15 protein-coding genes and 1 tRNA gene are annotated in these 17367 nt (G+C 62.6%); 10 read left to right on the forward strand and 6 right to left on the reverse strand.

Going from position 1 to position 17367, the window contains the following annotated elements; translation table 11 throughout:
* Nucleotides 1–478: 478 nt before the first annotated feature.
* Nucleotides 479–1528: a threonine aldolase family protein gene (locus tag NKH57_RS06210; RefSeq protein WP_352942648.1), complete on the forward strand. Its 1050-nt coding sequence runs from the start codon at nt 479–481 to the stop codon at nt 1526–1528.
* Between the two features lie 146 nt (nt 1529–1674).
* Entirely contained in the window at nt 1675–2604 is a 930-nt protein-coding gene (locus NKH57_RS06215; RefSeq protein WP_352942650.1) for a Csu type fimbrial protein, read from the forward strand.
* Nucleotides 2605–2623: 19 nt separating this feature from the next.
* Here the strand turns inward: NKH57_RS06215 and NKH57_RS06220 are convergent, their stop codons facing one another.
* The 3 genes from NKH57_RS06220 to NKH57_RS06230 form a co-directional block, all read right to left on the reverse strand.
* Nucleotides 2624–4180: a fimbria/pilus outer membrane usher protein gene (locus tag NKH57_RS06220; RefSeq protein ID WP_352942653.1), complete on the reverse strand. Its 1557-nt coding sequence runs from the start codon at nt 4178–4180 to the stop codon at nt 2624–2626.
* An 89-nt stretch (nt 4181–4269) separates the two neighbouring features.
* Entirely contained in the window at nt 4270–4758 is a 489-nt protein-coding gene (locus NKH57_RS06225) for a Csu type fimbrial protein (protein ID WP_352942655.1), read from the reverse strand.
* Nucleotides 4759–5057: 299 nt separating this feature from the next.
* Entirely contained in the window at nt 5058–5525 is a 468-nt protein-coding gene (locus NKH57_RS06230; RefSeq protein ID WP_023759726.1) for an Hsp20 family protein, read from the reverse strand.
* A 471-nt stretch (nt 5526–5996) separates the two neighbouring features.
* Here NKH57_RS06230 and NKH57_RS06235 point away from each other — a divergent pair, with 471 nt between their 5' ends.
* Nucleotides 5997–6974, forward strand: coding sequence for an alpha/beta fold hydrolase (locus NKH57_RS06235; RefSeq protein ID WP_352725275.1), 978 nt, complete (start codon nt 5997–5999; stop codon nt 6972–6974).
* A gap of 57 nt (nt 6975–7031) precedes the next feature.
* Here the strand turns inward: NKH57_RS06235 and hisN are convergent, their stop codons facing one another.
* Nucleotides 7032–7805, reverse strand: coding sequence for a histidinol-phosphatase (gene hisN / locus NKH57_RS06240; protein ID WP_023759724.1), 774 nt, complete (start codon nt 7803–7805; stop codon nt 7032–7034).
* Between the two features lie 390 nt (nt 7806–8195).
* Entirely contained in the window at nt 8196–9137 is a 942-nt protein-coding gene (locus NKH57_RS06245) for an N-formylglutamate amidohydrolase (protein WP_023759723.1), read from the reverse strand.
* A gap of 162 nt (nt 9138–9299) precedes the next feature.
* Here NKH57_RS06245 and cpdR point away from each other — a divergent pair, with 162 nt between their 5' ends.
* Both cpdR and NKH57_RS06255 read left to right on the forward strand, forming a co-directional pair.
* Nucleotides 9300–9662 (forward strand): cell cycle two-component system response regulator CpdR, encoded by a 363-nt coding sequence (cpdR, locus tag NKH57_RS06250; RefSeq protein WP_006199474.1) that lies wholly within the window; start codon nt 9300–9302, stop codon nt 9660–9662.
* Between the two features lie 116 nt (nt 9663–9778).
* Nucleotides 9779–9853, forward strand: a tRNA-Val gene (locus NKH57_RS06255).
* 121 nt (nt 9854–9974) lie between these two features.
* Here NKH57_RS06255 and NKH57_RS06260 read toward each other — a convergent pair.
* Nucleotides 9975–11129 carry a dihydrodipicolinate synthase family protein gene (locus NKH57_RS06260; protein ID WP_352942659.1) on the reverse strand — a complete coding sequence of 385 codons (1155 nt, stop codon included), beginning with the start codon at nt 11127–11129 and terminating at the stop codon, nt 9975–9977.
* A 243-nt stretch (nt 11130–11372) separates the two neighbouring features.
* Here NKH57_RS06260 and NKH57_RS06265 point away from each other — a divergent pair, with 243 nt between their 5' ends.
* Genes NKH57_RS06265 through NKH57_RS06285 form a run of 5 tightly spaced genes read left to right on the forward strand, consistent with a single transcriptional unit; the run spans nt 11373 to nt 17332 of the window.
* Nucleotides 11373–12431 (forward strand): LacI family DNA-binding transcriptional regulator, encoded by a 1059-nt coding sequence (locus tag NKH57_RS06265; protein ID WP_352942662.1) that lies wholly within the window; start codon nt 11373–11375, stop codon nt 12429–12431.
* The gene (locus tag NKH57_RS06270; protein WP_352942665.1) at nt 12428–13444 is read left to right on the forward strand and encodes a Gfo/Idh/MocA family protein; all 1017 of its coding nucleotides are present in this window, start codon (nt 12428–12430) and stop codon (nt 13442–13444) included. The genes NKH57_RS06265 and NKH57_RS06270 overlap by 4 nt, the downstream gene beginning before the upstream one ends.
* Entirely contained in the window at nt 13441–15042 is a 1602-nt protein-coding gene (locus tag NKH57_RS06275) for an acyl CoA:acetate/3-ketoacid CoA transferase (RefSeq protein ID WP_352942668.1), read from the forward strand. The genes NKH57_RS06270 and NKH57_RS06275 overlap by 4 nt, the downstream gene beginning before the upstream one ends.
* Nucleotides 15035–15811 carry an enoyl-CoA hydratase/isomerase family protein gene (locus tag NKH57_RS06280; protein ID WP_352942671.1) on the forward strand — a complete coding sequence of 259 codons (777 nt, stop codon included), beginning with the start codon at nt 15035–15037 and terminating at the stop codon, nt 15809–15811. Before NKH57_RS06275 ends, NKH57_RS06280 begins: the two co-directional genes overlap by 8 nt.
* 9 nt (nt 15812–15820) lie before the next feature.
* Entirely contained in the window at nt 15821–17332 is a 1512-nt protein-coding gene (locus tag NKH57_RS06285) for an aldehyde dehydrogenase family protein (protein WP_352942673.1), read from the forward strand.
* Nucleotides 17333–17367: the final 35 nt, after the last annotated feature.

Consider the following 17367-nt stretch of genomic DNA (forward strand, 5'->3'; position numbering starts at 1 on the left):
CCGTTCCCAGCCCCTCGGGCGCTGGTTTGCCTCGGCAAGCGCTTGGCTCACCCTGATCCTTGCGGCACGTCTTGCGAAATCCTTACCGGACCAGGCGGCTTTCCGCATGGTTCGTATTCGTACAGGCCAAATCGGGGCCGTCCACCTGTCGCTCGCAGCAACAGCCGGAGAGGCCCAAATGATACGCCAATCCAGCTCGTTTTGTGCGACAAAATAAGACAGCACTACTGTCCTAAATTTTTATGACAGAAATCCTGGACGCATACAAGACCGATTCACAAAAAACTTGGGCCTCTTGCGACAGAAAATTACGTGAAGCCGGGGAGAAACGTAAGGTTCAGTCGCCCAATCTCTCTTCTGTCGGCTGGCTGGCTTTACCGATTTTTCGGCGCCCGGCCCCCTTGCGATCAGCATGCGAAACCGGTCAACTTCAGGCTGACTTCCCCAAAACCCGATTTCCCTAGACATAGGCAGATGCATGTTCTTCGCTTCCGACAATTGGGCAGGCGCCCATCCCAATATCGTTGCTGGCCTGTCGGCCAATGCGGGGGGCTATTCCACCGCCTATGGCGACGGTGCGCTCGACCAAGCCGTCTATCAACGCTTCAATGAGATCTTCGAACGAGAGGTCGCGGTGTTCTTCGTCGCAACCGGCACTGCCGCCAACTCTCTGGCGCTGACCGCCTATAACAAGCCTGGCGGCATCTCCTTCGCCCACCGCGAATCGCATGTCATCGAGGACGAATGCGGCGCGCCGTCATATTTTTCCGGCGGTTCGCGCCTGCATGAGATCGACGGCGCGCTTGGCAAGGTCGACCCGCACAATCTGGAACGGACCATCGGCCGTTTTGCGCCCGAAATCGTCCATTGGGGACGGCCGATGGCTGTTTCGATCACCCAGTCGACCGAGGTCGGCACCGTCTACGGGCTGCATGAAATCGAGACGATCTCGGCGATCGCCAAACAACATTCGGTGCCCCTGCACATGGATGGCGCCCGCTTTGCCAACGCGCTGGTCGCGCTCGACACCACGCCTGCCGAGATGACTTGGAAACGCGGCGTCGACATCCTCTCCTTCGGCGGCACCAAGAACGGCTGCTGGTGCGCCGAGGCAATCGTGTTGTTCGATCCTGATCGCGCCAAGGAATTGGCCTTCCTGCGTAAACGCGCCGCCCAGCTGTTTTCGAAATCGCGCTTCGTCGCCGCGCAGTTCGAGGCCTATTTCAAGGACGGATTGTGGCTGGACACCGCCCGCCACGCCAACGCCATGGCCGCGCGCCTTGCTGCGGCGATCGAGGATTCGGCCACGGCCAAGCTGGCATGGTTGCCGCAGGCAAATGAGGTGTTCGCAGTGATCAAGAAAGCCGAGGCCGAAAGGCTGCAGGCAGCCGGCGCTGCCTTCTACGACTGGAACAGGCCACATGGCTTTGACGGCCACATCAGTGAGGACGAGCTGCTCTATCGCTTCGTCACCAGCTTCGCGACGACCGCGGAAGACGTCGACCGGTTTGGCCTCATGCTCGCCTGATAGGTTTCTCCCGAAAGAGCTCGGAGCCCGTTTCGAATTAGCCTGGGCTGTGATAGGCAGACATAATGGTTGGCAAGGGATCGGGTTTCGGGAGACCGCTACGCCGTGCGCTACACTGGACAGTGCGGCTACGGGCAGTGCTGGTCATGATATTTCTCGTTTCCAGCTTGCAAGGGGCTTGGTCCCAGAGCTGCTCCGTCACTGCCGTCAGCGGGTCGTACGGCGCTGTCGATATCCTAAGTGGTGCCGTCGACGACACGACTGCGACCTTCTCGATCAGCTGCTCGGGCGTGATCTTCTCGACCGTGCGCCTGTGCGTCGAACTTTCGCCCGGCCAGACCAACACGGCCGGCAATCGCCGGCTGGCGTCGGGCACCCAACGATTGGTGCATGAGCTCTACAGCGACGCGGCGCGAACGACGATCTGGGGATCCTGGGGCCTGGCCACGACGGCCTATGCCCTCCATCCCATCGGCACGACCTACGATCTCAACATGGGCTTCTCCGGCAGCGCCAATGCCACGCTGACGGTTTATGGCAGGGTGGCCGCGAACCAGACCACCGCCGGACCCGGATCGTACATCTGGACCATGACCTCCGCGCCGACGATTGGCTACGACTACGTGACGGCAACGGCCTGTCCGACAGGCAGCCGACAAGCCGTCTCAAGCGGCTCCACCTGGACCGCGACAATCAACGCGAACTGCAACGTCTCGGCCACCAACGTGAATTTTGGCTCCGTCGGGGTACTGGCGTCGAATGTCGATTCGACGGGTTCGGTCACCGTCCGCTGCACCAATTCGACGCCTTACTCTATCGGACTCAGTGCGGGAACGGGTTCCGGAGCTACAGTCGCCAGCAGGAAGATGACGAGCGGCATCAAGCTCGTCAGCTATTCGCTTTACCGCGACAGCGGCATGGCTACGGTTTGGGGGAACACGATCGGCACCGACACCGCCAGCGGCACCGGCACCGGGTTGGACCAGCCATACACCGTATATGCCGAGGCGCCCGCACAGACGACCCCCGCGCCAGGAACTTACACCGACACGGTCGTCGTCACTGTCACCTACTGACATCCGGCGACCGCCGGCATCAACGGCAGGAAATCTCGACGACCACTTGCGCGTTCGCCTTCGGCGTATAGGTGAGCGCAGCGCTGCACGTACCGCTGGCGGTTTCGGCCACGACAGTGTTCTTGCGCGCCAGCCCCTTGACATAGGCACGCCCGTCATAGCCGATGACGAAGTCCTGCTTGCCGTTGATCGTGCCGTGCGATCCCGCCATGAGCGGCTGTCCGTCCGGGCCTGACAGGACCAGGACTGCCGCGTCCACATTCGTGCGAATCCGGAAATCGGCCTGTACACCGGCCCGGTCGGCCGGTGCGATGACGTCCTGCGTTGTCGATACGTCGGCGTCGATCGGCAGGTTGGTGGTGTCGATCGCGATTCTGTTTTTCTGATAAGAGCGCAGGCCCGGCACCAGCAGCCGGCCCTTGCCATCCGTAACGCCCACCGGTCTATTCTCGTAGAACACGCCGACATCGGGCACGCCTGTTTCGACGACGGCGAAACTGTCGTCGATGCGGTCCGTCAGGAAGACGCCGGATCCCATCGTTGCGATTGCCCCATCGAACTGGGCTGTCGCCGTGGTGCCCGAGATTGAACGGCCGACGGCGGCATCGGCACGGCCATGGGAAGAGCGATAGGCGACCGCCGCGGAGCCCTCCGCTGATCCGCCCTGGCTAAGGCTTGTCCGCCAGCCAACGCTGCCCGGTTCCTCGCCGAGCGGCTTGCTCACGTCGGCAATCATGTCGAGCCCGTCCTTGCCGGCGGAGACAGCCGTCGATGCCATGGCGTCGCCGCCGATCGGCATCGACAGTCCGGCAAAGAGACCGGCGCTCCTTCGCCCGCCAAGCTCGGCGAAGGCCGTGGCGTTGAGGTAACCGAAAGGCAGCGTGCGCGAATAGGACGCGGTGACGACCCTGGAGCTCTCGCCGTCGGCCGATGTCAGGTCGATGTAGCTTGCGCTGACGCTGCCGCTGTCGAAGGACAGTGGCGTTCCGACGGAAATGCTGTTCACTCTCTTCGGCGGCCTGGATCTGGCCACCGCGTCCGTAGCTTCCGGATCGAACGACGATAGATTGAAGAACACGTGACTGGGCGCTTCGCTATCCTGAAGCCGGTCGGTCACCGAGGCGAGATCGTCATAGGAGCCGAGGGTCATCTGCGAGCTGGCATTGACGCTGATCGTCCCGATCCTGATCTCGTAGGAGGCATAGGCCTGCAGCCCATTGCCGGCCCGGCCATGGCTGCCGGCCAGCGCGAACGAGGCGACGCCAAGCGAGCCGGTTCGCATCGCCATGCCTATACCGCCATTGACCAGATCCTTGCCGGCCTCCGCGTGGCTCTCCAGCGTCAACCAGTCGTAGATGCCTTTTCTCAGGCTTGCCGACATGACGGGCTGATTGACGGCGTAGGCATCCGACGTCGTCGCATACCCGAGCCTTGGCATGCCAGCCTCCAGCGAAAAGTCGAAGAGGCCCGGTCTCAGCAAACTGGGTGAGGCGTAGAACGGTACGCTCGTGCGCGTTTCATGGCCGGCGGCATCGCGCAGGCTGCACTTGAAGCGATTCCGCGTGCGCCTGCGCACCGCCGAACAACAATGCTCCCATCAAAGCCAAAGTCAGCCTTGCCAAATTCATTTGCACCCCCCGGGCGTCGACCGTCGATGCGGCAGACCTAGTAAGTGACCGTGACCGTCACCGTATCTGTGTAAAGGGCTGGCGCAGGTGTTGATTGCGCTGGCACGCGTCCATGCACGGTAAAGCTTTGTGAAGATCCGGTACCCGTCGAAGAGACCGTATTGCTTCCTATTGTGTTTCCCCAGACGGTCGTTCTGCCGATGTCGCTGTAAAGAGAATAGGTGACAGTGGCGGCGCCATTGGTCATCTTGCGCGCGGCAACCGTCGCGCCCGATCCAGTGCCGGCGTCCAAACCAATATTATAGGGGGTCGTGTTCGTGCATTGAACCTGAACCGTCGATGTCTGGTCGACATTGGCTGCAATGAGGCCCGATGAGCCGAAGTTCAGCGTCGATGCGCTGCCAATGGTGCAGGATGCGGTGATTGTCATCTGCACGGTCATGTTTAATGTCGTCGTCGTCGCGCGTGCCTCGGCGCCGAGAAGCGCCAGGATCGCCAGGCACGCTGCCGTTTTTCTTCGCCACATTCGTCGAGAGTCCTTTTTCGATGGTTCCGGAGAGAAGGTGAAACGGGCGTTGGAGCCTCCGGGGCCTGTGGACTGGCCGAGCTAAATATGTTCGAACTTGGTTAAAAAGGGATTACTTATTTAGATAACGCTAAAGTAACAATCGCGCTCGTTTCCCGCGAAATCCTTTGGTCGCCCCATCCGGCGAGCGCGATCACCCTCAAGTCAAAGACTACGCAGTTCCGGCCTCTCGTCGAGCGAACTGATACAAAAAAAGGCGACGCCTTTCAGCGCCGCCTTTGCCTTGGGAGGCTGCAGGTTTAATTGGCGGTTTTGGCCTCGATCTGCTTGGCCTTGGCCGGAGCCGAGGTGATCGCGATCTTGCGGGGCTTCAGTTCCTCGGGAATGTTGCGCTTGAGATCGACGAAGAGCAGGCCGTTCTTCAGCGCGGCGCCGACGACTTCGACGTGATCGGCAAGCTGGAAGCGGCGCTCGAAAGCCCTCGAGGCGATACCGCGATAGAGCAGTTCGGACCCTTCGCCGGTGCCTTCGTCCTTGCGCTCACCCTTCACGGTCAACACATTCCGATGGGCTTCGATCGAGATTTCCTCGTCCGAGAAGCCGGCAACCGCCATCGAGATGCGATAGGAATCCTCGCCGGTACGCTCGATGTTATAGGGTGGATAGGTCTGCGCGCCATCCGGCTGCGCAAGCGAATCGAGCATGGTGAAGAGACGGTCGAAGCCGACGGTCGAACGATAAAGCGGGGAAAAATCAACGTGACGCATGGGGTGTTCTCCTGTTGAGCAACATGGTTTGCGTATGGCCGGTGCGAAACCCTTGAGCGGCATTTCGGCTGGACCAGCGACCCCAACATTGGCGGCCGCATCAGACATTTGGGGAGCAATCGAATGCATTTCAAGATTACATCCGGCGGCAAAAAACCGTGTGGCTGATACCTTGATGAACGGCAGATGAACCGGCGCTTCGGCGCGCGTTCAGACAGCCGGCGCTAAAGTGCATTCCAGGATCAAGGACTGGCGGCGCCGACAGGCACCGCGACGAGGCCGACCGGGTGTCAACGTCCCTTCCTCCCGGATCGACAGGGGCCGGAAGCATGCTTTCAAGCGGCTTCCGGCCTTCCCCGTTACAGCCTCCGTTGCCGTGAATTGCTTTGCTTTTGGCGCATGGGCGTCTATCACCTTAGCAGAGCCGGCCGGCACAGGCAGGCATGCGAGACGCCAAGCACGAAGCGCCGAATGACGGATCTTTTCAACGACAACCGCCTTTTTCACGAAATTGAGGGCAATCCGCGGCCGGAAAACGCCTCTGCCGGCTTCTTCACCACGCGCGACGGCAAGAAGATCCGCTACGGCCTGTTCGGCGCGGTCGCCCGCCCGATCAAGGGCACCGTGGTCCTGCTGTCTGGCCGCAACGAGTGCATCGAGAAATATTTCGAAACCATCCGCGACCTCGCCGATCGCGGCTTTGGCGTCGCCACCCTCGACTGGCGCGGCCAGGGCGGTTCCGACCGGCTGATCCGCGATCGCCAGCGCGGCTATGTCAAGCGCTTCCGCGACTATACCGCGGACCTCGAACAGTTTTTCGAGGAGATCGTGCTGCCCGATTGCCGAGGGCCGTACTACATCCTGGCGCATTCGGCAGGGGCGTTGATCACGCTGCTTGCCGCACGGTCAATGATGAACCGCGTGCGGCGCATGGTGCTGATCGCGCCATTCCTGACGCTGCCCGACCTGCCGGTCTCGATATCGACGGTTCGCCGCGTCTGTTCGTTATTCTGCGCTGTCGGCCTCGGCCGGCTCTATGCCGCCTGGGGCCCGCGGCCGAAGGTGACGGCCCCGTTCGAGACCAACAAGCTGACGAGCGACCCGGTGCGCTATCGGCGCAACACGCGGATCTACGAAGAGTACCCGCAACTGGCACTTGGTGGACCCACGATCCGTTGGCTGCGGGCAGCCGCGAAAGCCTCTGAAGCCGTCAGCGACCCCGACTTCATGGCTCGGATCCAGATTCCACTGCTGATAATCGCAGCCGGCGCCGACCAGGTCGTCTCGACCAAGGCCGTGGAAGCCTACGCCAGGCGTCTGCGGCTCGGTTCGCTGCTGATGATCGACGGTTCCCGTCACGAAATCCTGCAGGAAGCCGACATCTACCGTGAGCAGTTGCTCGCCGCCTTCGATGCCTTCATTCCCGGCAGCGACGACCCGAGTGCCTGAAGCGCCGATCGCTGGTTCAGGACGCGCTGAGGCAATTTCGAGAGTCGCGTGAAGCGGTCAGCCGCGTAAGGCGGCCATGGCCGCGGCATGGAGCTCCGGCGTCGCCGCTGCCAGCACATCGCCACCCTGTTCCGCCGGCCCGCCGTCGAATGTGGTGACGACGCCGCCTGCCTTCTCGATGATCGGGATCAGCGCGACGATGTCGTAAGGCTTCAAGCCCGGATCGGCGACGATGTCGACGCTTCCTGAGGCTATCATGGCAAAGGCGTAGCAATCGGCGCCGTAGCGAGCGAGTTGGATCTGCTTTTCGAACTGGTCGTAGCGATTGCGCGCCTCGCCTTTGAACAGTGCCGGCGTGGTTGTGAACAGCGTCGCCTCGGCCAGCTTCGTCGTCTTGCGGGTTGTCAGTTTTCGCGAGCCACCTGGACCCTCATAGTGAGAACCCGAGGCGTTGGCGTAGAACAGTTCACCGGTGAAGGGTTGAGACATCATGCCGGCAACGGCGTCTCCGTCGACGGTGAACCCGACCAGCGTCCCCCACACCGGCAGCCCGGAAATGAAGGCGCGCGTGCCATCGATCGGGTCGATCACCCAGACATGCCGGCTCGAAATGTTCTCGCTGCCGTGCTCCTCACCGAGAATGCCATGGTCGGGATATTGCGCCGATATCAGCGTCCGGATAGCGCGCTCGGCCTCGCGATCGGCCTCGGTGACCGGGTCGAAACTGCCCATTTCCTTGTTGGCGACAGCGCCTTGGCTGCGAAAGCGCGGCAAGGTCTCCGCCGCCGCCGCCTGCGCGATGCGGCGCATGAAATCGATGCTGATGTCCAACTGATTCTCCCGCATTGCGGCATGCCCGAGCCGTGCTCTGCCGACAATTTTGTCCCAAAACAAGGGTGTTCGATGATTTTTCCGCGACGACATCTGTTGCCCGGATGTCACACAAGCATCTTCGAAACGCAATTTCCACATCACGGTGAATTAAAAAAACCTGAAGGTCGCTTGACATTTGTGCAGCGCACAATACCCTTGTTCTCGGACAGCTTATCTGTCCATGCCCTCCTTGGGCGTTTCCTCCCTAGACTTCGACCGTATCGTGCAAACGATGCGGTCTTTTTTTACGCCGGGATTTCCGAGGCATGTCGCCCAAAAGCATGCCCACGGTCTGACCCGAGGTGCGCAGCGGCTTTGCGCCAATGACATGCACCAACAAGGCGAATTTCACTCCGCAGCCAGCGGCAGGTCGACGAAATGATGGTCGGGCATCGACATCAGGTCGGCTGAAAATCGCGTCAAATCGTCGGCCAGAGCGTCGAAGCCGGCGACCTTCTCGAATGTCCGCTCGTTCATGTAGAGCCCGCGATTGACCTCGATCTGCAGCGCATGCAGATGGCGCGCCGGGCGACCGTAGTGCTCGGTGATGAAGCCGCCGGCATACGGTTTGTTGTGAGCGACTGCATAGCCCATCGCCGTGAGCAGGCCGATCGCGGCCTCGGTCAAGGCCGTGGTGGCCGAGATGCCGAAACGATCGCCGATGATGAAGTCGGGCCGCAAGCCGTTGTCGCCGACACGAATGCTCGCCGGCATCGAATGACAATCGATCAGCACGGCAAAGCCGAAACGCGCATGGGTCCTGGTCAAAAGCCGCTTCAGCGTCTCATGATAAGGCTTGTAGACGGCCTCGATCCGGGCGACCGCCTCGGCCAGCGGCAAGCGGCCGGGATAGATGTCGAGCCCCTCGCCGACCAGTTTCGGCACGGTGCCAAGTCCGCCGGCCACTCGCGCCGAGCGGATGTTGCAGAAGGACGGCACCGGCTCGGCGAACATGCGCGGATCGAGTTCCCAAGGCTCGCGGTTGACGTCGAGATAGGCGCGCGGAAAATTCGCCGCCAGCATCGGTGCGCCGAGCGCGACGGCGCCGCCGAACAACTCATCGACGTAGCAGTCCTCCGACCGGCGGATGGCGTTGCGATCCAGTCTTGCCATGGCCAGGAAGCGTTCGGGATAGTAGCGGCCGCTATGCGGTGAGTTGAAGAGGAAGGGGACGCGCTGCTCGGCGCCCGACCGGATTTCGAAGGGCGGAAAGACCGAAAAATCCTCGGCTGCCGTCTTCAATTTGAACGAACCCGAAAACACCAGTGCATCATGATGTGAAAGTGCCACCTTGCTGGCCGCGTGTCCAGCATTTCAGGGGTCGAGCCGCCGGGCAAATATGGATCATCGCCGTCCGCGTTCACTTGATGTTTACCCTCACCTCCTCATATACAGGATGGTTAACGGGCTTGCCCAACGGCAATCTCGGGCGGGTGATTCGGACGGGACATCATGGCACGCATTCTTCTGGCGGAAGACGACGACGATATGCGTCGGTTCCTCGTCAAGGCGCTGGAGCGCGCCGGTTACCAGGTCAGCGATTTCGACAATGGCGCCAGCGCCTATGAGCGGCTGCGCGAGGAGCCGTTCTCGCTGCTGTTGACTGACATCGTCATGCCGGAGATGGACGGCATCGAGCTGGCACGCCGCGCTACCGAGATCGATCCTGATTTGAAAGTCATGTTCATCACCGGTTTCGCCGCCGTTGCGCTGAACCCGGATTCCAAGGCGCCGAAAGACGCCAAGGTGTTGTCGAAGCCATTCCATCTGCGCGATCTCGTCAACGAGGTCGAGAAGATGCTTCAGGCGGCCTGAGCCGCTTTCCAAGCGAGGCGCCGCACCTCTTCGCCACTGCGGCGAGACGACGCCTTCTTTCCTTTTTCCTGCTATTGACGCGCTGGATCAAAAATGGTGTATGCGCGGCTTCGGATGGGCGTGTAGCTCAGCGGGAGAGCACTGCATTGACATTGCAGGGGTCACAGGTTCAATCCCTGTCACGCCCACCATCCAATCCAGACATTGGCGAGCGTGAGCGCAATGCGCCCGTCCTGGCACTGACCAGAACGGGCCTGCGTGAGATGCCCGCGTTAGAAGCCAGGACATTGGTTCCGTGAGGGACCATCCAGCTCAGACGCCCGCAACGGCGCAGAGGCTTCTCATCCTGGCAACCGCTAGGTCTGGATCGGCCAGCAATCCCGCTTGGTCGGCAAGGCGGAACACATCGGCATAGTGACGGATGCCGCGCGCCGACTGCATGCCGCCGACCATCGCAAAATGGTCCTGATGGCCGTTCAGCCAGGCCATGAAGACGATGCCGGCCTTGTAATATTCGGTCGGCGCCTCGAAGATTTTTCGCGATAGCGGCACGGTCGGCGCCATCAAGGCGTCATAGCCCGCGCGATTCCCATCCGCCAGTTTCGCCAAGGCCGCATTGGCGACCGGCGCTATCGCATCGAAAATGCCGAGCAGCGCATGCGAATGCCTTTTCTCGTCGCCGGCGATCAGTTCGGGGTAGTTGAAGTCGTCACCGGTGAACATCACGACGCCGTCAGGCAGGCGGGTCCTGAGCGCGATCTCCTTGCCGGCATCGAGCAGCGAGATTTTTATCCCTGCCACCTTGTCGGCGTGGCGTTCGATGATGGCGATGACGGTATCGAGCGCGGCCTCGAAATCGCTGCTGCCCCAGTAGCCCTTGAGCGCCGGATCGAACATGTCGCCCAGCCAGTGCAGGATGACCTTGCCGGAGGCCTGGCCGAGAATGCGGTCGTAAACATGCACATAGTCATCCGGGCCCTTGGCTGTCGCCGCGAGCGCCCGGCTGGCCATCATGATCGCCTTGCCGCCCAGCCCTTCGATAAAACCGAACTGCTCCTCATAAGCGGTGATGACATCGTCGAGCGTCTTGGCAGCGGCCGGCGCCAGATGGTCGGTGCCAGCGCCCGAGGCCAGGTCGGCGCCATCGACGGTACGCGCCTCGGCGATCGAGCGGCGGATCAATTCCTGCGCGTTTGTCCAGTCGAAACCCATGCCACGCTGCGACGTGTCCATCGCCTCGGCGATGCGAAAGCCTAGCCGCCACAGATGGTGCCGGAACGCCATCGTCCTGTCCCAGTCGACCATCGGCCTGGACCACGGATCGGTCATCGCAAGCGGATCGGCAACGACGTGTGCGGCGGCATAGGCGATGCGCGTAAACCGCGCGCCGATCACCGGCTGCACCGGCTGGCCGGCAAGCGCGTAGCGGGCACTGCGGCCATCCTCGCCAGGCAAGGAAATGTCCATCGATCTCTCCCTTTCCCGCGCCTATAAATGGAACGTTCCAATAAATCAAGAACCTTTAGGATTCAGAGTTCATTCACAGGCAAATGCTGCATTGCATCAGACAAAGCCTTATACAATATGGCATTGGAGTACGTACGATCGATCGTTCCCGACCGGGAAAAAATCTGGGGTTGACTCAAGATCCAACCGATGATTAGAACGTTCCAATAAAACGCGATCATAAAGTTGGAAGGATGCATCTGGATGGCCAGCCGGGCCAAGGCGACGATATTCGACATTGCCCGTGAAGCAGGCGTGTCCAAATCGACGGTATCGCTCGTGCTCCAGGGCAGCGGGCTGATCCGGCCTGAGACAGCAAGCAAGGTTCGCAAGGCGATCGAAGATGTCGGTTACGTTTACAACCGCGGCGCCGCCAACCTGCGCAAGGCTCACTCCAACGTCATCGGCATGGTCATCAACGATCTCACCAATCCTTTCTTCGCAGAACTGGCGGTCGGCATGGAACGCGTCTTCCAGTCGGCCGGGATCGTGCCTTTCATCGCCAACACGGCTGAAAATCCGGTGCGCCAGGAAGAAGTACTGAAATCGCTGATGGAGCAAGGTGTCGCCGGTCTCATCGTGTCGCCGGCCCGCGGCACGACGCCGGGCGCCTTTCGGAGGATCGAAACGGCGGGCCTGCCTGTGGTCTTCGCCATGCGCCGGCTGCCGGAAAGCCGCATCCCAGTGATCGCGCCCGACAATCATCGCGGCGCCTATCTCGCCACCGCTCATCTGATCGGCAAGGGACATCGCCGGCTGGTCTTCTTCGGCGGCTCGTCCGATCTGGTGGTCTATCACGAGCGGCTTGGCGGATTTCGCGAAGCCTGTGAGGCGCAGGGCATCGCCGCCGGTGACGCGCTTGTCGTCGAAGGCGAGACCAGCCGCAGAGGTGGTATCGCGTGCCTGGAGACCGCTCTCGCGATGGCTGAACCGCCGACCGCGGCACTCTGCTTTAATGACGCCGTCGCCTTTGGCGCGATGCTGGCGCTGCGCAAGCGTGGGCTTGAGCCGGGCGCTGATTTCGCCATCGTCGGCTTCGACGACGTGGCCGAGGCCGAGCATCATATGCCGGCTCTGACCAGCGTCGCGGTGGACTCGGCGGGCCTGGGCGAACGTGCCGCGCATGTCATGCTGAAAATGATCCAGTCGCGCACCACGCGGGCCGAGGACCATATCGGCGCGGTCAATCTCGTGGTCAGGGAAAGCTGCGGCCCGGATCGCCGCACCCGAAACAGCCCCGCAGGTTCGAGGAGCGCGACATGAGCGTCAAATGGGGCTTGATCGGCGCCAGCACGATCGCCAGACAGTTCATGATCAACGCCATCCGCGCGCAAGGCGACGGCGAGGTCGCGGCAATAATGAGTTCCAGCCCCGAGCGCGCCACCGCCTATGCCGGGGAAAACAACATTCCGCTTGCCGTTTCGACGCTTGATGGCCTGCTCGGCGCCGATATCGACGCCGTCTACATCTCGACCACCAATGAATTGCACCTCGAGCAGGCGATCGCCGCCGTCAGGGCGGGAAAGCACGTGCTGTGTGAAAAGCCGCTGGCGCTGACCAGCAGCGACGCCCGCAAGATGGTTGCCGCCGCCAAGGCCGCCGGCGTCGTGCTCGGCACCAACCATCATCTGCGCAACGCCGGCGCGCACCGCACCATGCGCGAGGCGATCGCCGCCGGCCGCATCGGCAAGCCGATTGCCGCGCGCGTCTTCCATTCCGTCTATCTGCCTGAGAATCTGCAGGGCTGGCGCATCACCAAACCCAAAGCGGGCGGCGGCGTGGTGCTCGACATCACCGTGCATGATGCCGACACGCTGCGCTTCGTGCTCGGCGACGATCCGGTCGAGGTTTCCTGCTTCACGCAGTCGGCCGGCATGGCCGGCAGCGGGCTGGAGGATGGCGCCATGTGCATCTGGCGCTTCAAATCGGGCGTCATTGCGCAGTCGCATGAGGGCTTCACCACCAAATTCGCCGGCACCGGCTTCGAGGTGCACGGTTCGGAAGGGTCGCTGATCGCCAGCAACGTGATGACTCAGAAGCCGATCGGCTCGGTGCTGCTGCGCACGGCAGCAGGCGAAGAGGAATTGAGCTTCGACCGCGAGGATCTTTATGCGCGCTCCGTGCGCCAGTTCCACACCGCGATCCGTGGCGAGGGCCGGCCTGCCGCAACCGGAGAGGACGGCATCTGGTCGCTGACCGCTGCCGAAGCAGCGCTGCAATCGGCAAGTTCCGGCAAGGCCGTCAAGATCGACCCGAAACTCGGGAGCATGAATTGAGCAAGGTCGTTTCCGCAACTGAAGCCGCCGGCCTTATCAAGGACGGCATGGTCGTGTCGGTGTCCTCGTCGAGCGGCCTCGGCTGCCCTGACGCCGTGCTGGCCGCGATCGGCGAGCGCTTCGATGGGGAAGGCCATCCGAAGAACATCACCACGCTGCATCCGATCGCCGCGGGCGACATGTATGGCGTCAGGGGTATCGACCATCTGGCCAAGCCCGGCCTGCTGAAGCGGACTTTGTGCGGTTCCTATCCGTCCGGCCCCTCCTCTTCCGAACCGCCGCAGATCTGGAAGATGATCGGCGACAATTCGGTCGCCGCCTACAACGTGCCGTCCGGCATCCTGTTCGATATGCACCGCGAGGCTGCCGCCAAGCGGCCGGGCGTGCTGACCAAGGTCGGTCTCGACACCTTCGCCGATCCCCGCCACCAAGGCTGCGCCATGAACGCCGCCGCCAGCGAGCCGATCGTTTCCGTGCAGCAGTTCGACGGCGAGGAATGGCTCTATTTCCGCTCCATCGTGCCGGATGTCTCGATCATCCGCGCCACCACGGCGGACGAGCGCGGCAACCTCACCTACGAGCATGAGGGCGCCTATCTCGGCGGGCTGGAGCAGGCGCTTGCTGCCCGCAACAATGGCGGCATCGTCATCGCGCAGGTCAAGCGCGTCGTCGAGAACGGCACGCTGAAGCCGCATGACGTACGCGTGCCCGGCGTGCTGGTCGACCATATCGTCGTCGCGCCCGACCAGTTGCAGACGACGCTGACGCCTTACGATCCGGCAATCTCGGGCGAGATCTTCCGGCCGCTGTCGAGTTTCCGCAACGCGGAGATGAATATCCAGAAGGTGATCGCGCGCCGCGTCGCCATGGAATTGCGCGACGGCATGGCCGTCAACATCGGCTTCGGCATTTCCGCCAATGTGCCGCGTATCCTGCTCGAGGAAGGCCAGCATGGCAAGGTCACCTGGGTCATCGAACAGGGCGCGGTCGGCGGCGTACCGCTGCTCGATTTCAAGTTCGGCTGCTCGTCGAATGCCGACGCCTTCATGCCCTCGCCGCACCAGTTCATCTATTTCCAGGCCGGCGGCTTCGATGCGTCACTGCTGTCCTTCCTGCAGATCGACCGTCATGGCTCGGTCAACGTCTCGAAGCTTTCGGCGCGGCCGCATGTGACAGCCGGCGCAGGCGGCTTTGTCGACATCACCGCACGGGCGAAGAAGATTGTCTTCTCCGGCTTTTTCAACGCTGGCGCCAAGCTCTCATTGGCCGATGGCGGCATCCGCATCGACCAGGAGGGCAAGATCAAGAAGGTCGTCGCGGAGGTCGAGCACATCTCGTTTTCGGGCAAGCGCGCGGTCGCGCAGGGGCAGGACATCACCTATGTCACCGAGCGCTGCGTGATGAAGCTGACGCCGGAAGGTCTGGTCGTCACCGAACTCGCCCCGGGCATCGACCTGCAGCGCGATGTGTTGGCGCAGGCAGAGATCCCGCTCGGCGTCGCCAAGGACCTCAAGACGACACCAGAGGCGCTCTACCTGGACCAGCCGATGGGCCTGTCGCTGAATGGCGGCGCCTCGCTCGGAGGCGCGCATGGCTGAACGTCTCGTCACCTTCGAGCAGCATGGCGCCGTCGGCACCGTCACGTTGCGCCGGCCGGAGAAATTCAACGCGCTCGACATCCCGATGCTGCGCGCGCTGGAGACGGCACTCGACGCGGCCGAGTTGGCGGAGGGCGTGCGTGTCGTGCTGCTGCGCGGCGAGGGCAAGGGCTTTTGCGCCGGCGGCGATGTCGAGGCCTGGGCACAGATGAGCGCGGCCGATTTCCAGGTGCAATGGGTGCGCTACGGCCACCGTGTGTTCGACCGGCTGGCGCGGCTGCGGCAACCGACCATCGCCGTCCTGTCCGGCCATGCGCTGGGCGGCGGCCTGGAGCTGGCTGTGGCTTGTGATTTCCGCGTGGCGGAAACACAGGTGAAATTGGGCTTCCCGGAAACCTCGATTGGAGTGGTGCCCGGCTGGTCCGGCACGCAGCGCGCGGTGCGTCGTTTCGGTGCACAGACGGTGCGTCGCATGGCGCTGGGCGGCGAGATCTTGCTCGCGCCCGAAGCGAGGGCCCTGGGTGTGGTCGACCGGGTGGTCGAGACCGGCAAGGCCCACGACGAAGCCAGGATTTGGGCCGAAAAGATCGCCGAGCGCGGGCCGCTGGCGACGGAGGCCGCCAAGCTGATGATCGCTGTCGCCGAAGGCGAGGAAAGTGCGGCCGCTACCGAAGCGCTGGCCAGCGGCTTCATCGCCCTGACCGGCGATCTCAAGGCCGGTGTCGGCGCTTTCAAGGCCAAGCACAAGCCGGCCTTTTTGAGATCCTAGAGGAAACACATGAACGCACCTCTCAAGATTTCCATGCCGGCCGAGGCGTCCGCGGCGCCAAGGGCGTACAAGCTGCTGATCGACGGCAAGCATGTCGATGCCCGCGACGGCCGCACGATTGCGCGCCAGAGCCCCGGCCACGGCTTCACCGTCTCGCACTATGCGCAGGCCGGCGAGGCCGAAGTGGAAGCCGCTATGCAGGCTGCGCACAAAGCTTTCGAAACGGGCCCATGGCCGCGCATGAAGGCTGCTGAACGTGCCGCGATTCTGCTCAAGGCGGCCGACTTGATCGAGGCGCGGCTCGAAGACATCGCCCGGCTCGACGCGCTGGAATCCGGCAAGCCGATTGCTCAGGCGCGCGGCGAGATCGGCGGCGCCGTCGACATCTGGCGCTACGCCGCCTCGCTCGCCCGCACGCTGCATGGCGAATCCTACGCCAATCTCGGCGATACGATGCTGGGTGTCGTGTTGCGCGAGCCGATCGGCGTCGTCTCGATCATCACGCCGTGGAATTTCCCCTTCCTGATCGTCAGCCAGAAACTGCCCTTCGCGCTCGCCGCCGGCTGTACGGCGGTGGTCAAGCCGAGCGAAATGACCTCGGCTTCCACCTTCGTGCTCGGCGACATCCTGATGCAGGCCGGCCTTCCTGCCGGCGTCGTCAACATCCTCGCAGGGCTGGGAGCAGACGTCGGCGCCCCGATGGTCAGCCATCCCCTGGTCGAGATGGTGTCGTTCACCGGATCGACCCGCGTCGGCAGGATGACGATGGCCTCGGCCGCACAGTCGCTGAAGAAAGTCTCGATGGAACTCGGTGGCAAGAACGGCCAGATCGTCTTCCCCGACGCCGACCTCAAGGCGGCCGCCGACGCGGCGGTGTTCGGCGGCTTCTTCAATGCCGGCGAATGCTGCAATGCCGGCAGCCGGCTGATCGTGCACGAGGCTATCGCCGACGACTTTCTCGACGCCGTCAAGGAGCTCACCGCCAGGGTGACGGTCGGCGATCCGCTCGATGACCGAACCAAGGTCGGCGCGATGATTTCATCCGACCATTTGGCAAAGGTGACAGGTTACGTGGCAGCAGCCGCGGCCGAAGGCAGCAGCGTCTACAGCGGCGGCAATCAGCTGGCCTCCAATGCCGGCCAATACCTCGATCCCACCATCATCCGCGGCGTCACCGAGGATATGGCCATTGCGCGCGAGGAAGTGTTCGGCCCGGTGCTCTCGGTGCTGACTTTTGGATCGATTGAAAAGGCGTTGCACATCGCCAACGACACGCCCTATGGTTTGTCGGCGGGCGTGTGGAGCGCCAGCATCGACACTTGCATGTCGATAGCGCGTGGGGTGCGTTCGGGGACCGTCTGGGTGAACACATTCATGGAAGGTTATCCCGAGCTGCCTTTCGGAGGCTACAAGCAGTCCGGTCTCGGACGCGAACTCGGCAAACGCGCCGTCGAGGACTATACCGAGGAAAAGACAATCCAGTTTCATCGCGGCCAACGCACCGGATGGTGGGTCGGCTGAGTTGAGAAGAACCCGGTGGGCCTCCACCGGTCGTG

Source organism: Mesorhizobium sp. M1050, from assembly GCF_040318715.1.
Classification (GTDB): domain Bacteria; phylum Pseudomonadota; class Alphaproteobacteria; order Rhizobiales; family Rhizobiaceae; genus Mesorhizobium.

Coding starts and splice junctions, on each gene's coding strand:
- NKH57_RS06210 (WP_352942648.1), top strand. CDS start 479: ATGTTCTTCGCTTCCGACAATTGGGCAGGCGCCCATCCCAATATCGTT.
- NKH57_RS06215 (WP_352942650.1), top strand. CDS start 1,675: ATGATATTTCTCGTTTCCAGCTTGCAAGGGGCTTGGTCCCAGAGCTGC.
- cpdR (WP_006199474.1), top strand. CDS start 9,300: ATGGCACGCATTCTTCTGGCGGAAGACGACGACGATATGCGTCGGTTC.
- NKH57_RS06285 (WP_352942673.1), top strand. CDS start 15,821: ATGAACGCACCTCTCAAGATTTCCATGCCGGCCGAGGCGTCCGCGGCG.
- NKH57_RS06260 (WP_352942659.1), bottom strand. CDS start 11,129: ATGGACATTTCCTTGCCTGGCGAGGATGGCCGCAGTGCCCGCTACGCG.
- NKH57_RS06230 (WP_023759726.1), bottom strand. CDS start 5,525: ATGCGTCACGTTGATTTTTCCCCGCTTTATCGTTCGACCGTCGGCTTC.
- NKH57_RS06235 (WP_352725275.1), top strand. CDS start 5,997: ATGACGGATCTTTTCAACGACAACCGCCTTTTTCACGAAATTGAGGGC.
- NKH57_RS06270 (WP_352942665.1), top strand. CDS start 12,428: ATGAGCGTCAAATGGGGCTTGATCGGCGCCAGCACGATCGCCAGACAG.
- NKH57_RS06265 (WP_352942662.1), top strand. CDS start 11,373: ATGGCCAGCCGGGCCAAGGCGACGATATTCGACATTGCCCGTGAAGCA.
- NKH57_RS06225 (WP_352942655.1), bottom strand. CDS start 4,758: ATGTGGCGAAGAAAAACGGCAGCGTGCCTGGCGATCCTGGCGCTTCTC.
- NKH57_RS06280 (WP_352942671.1), top strand. CDS start 15,035: ATGGCTGAACGTCTCGTCACCTTCGAGCAGCATGGCGCCGTCGGCACC.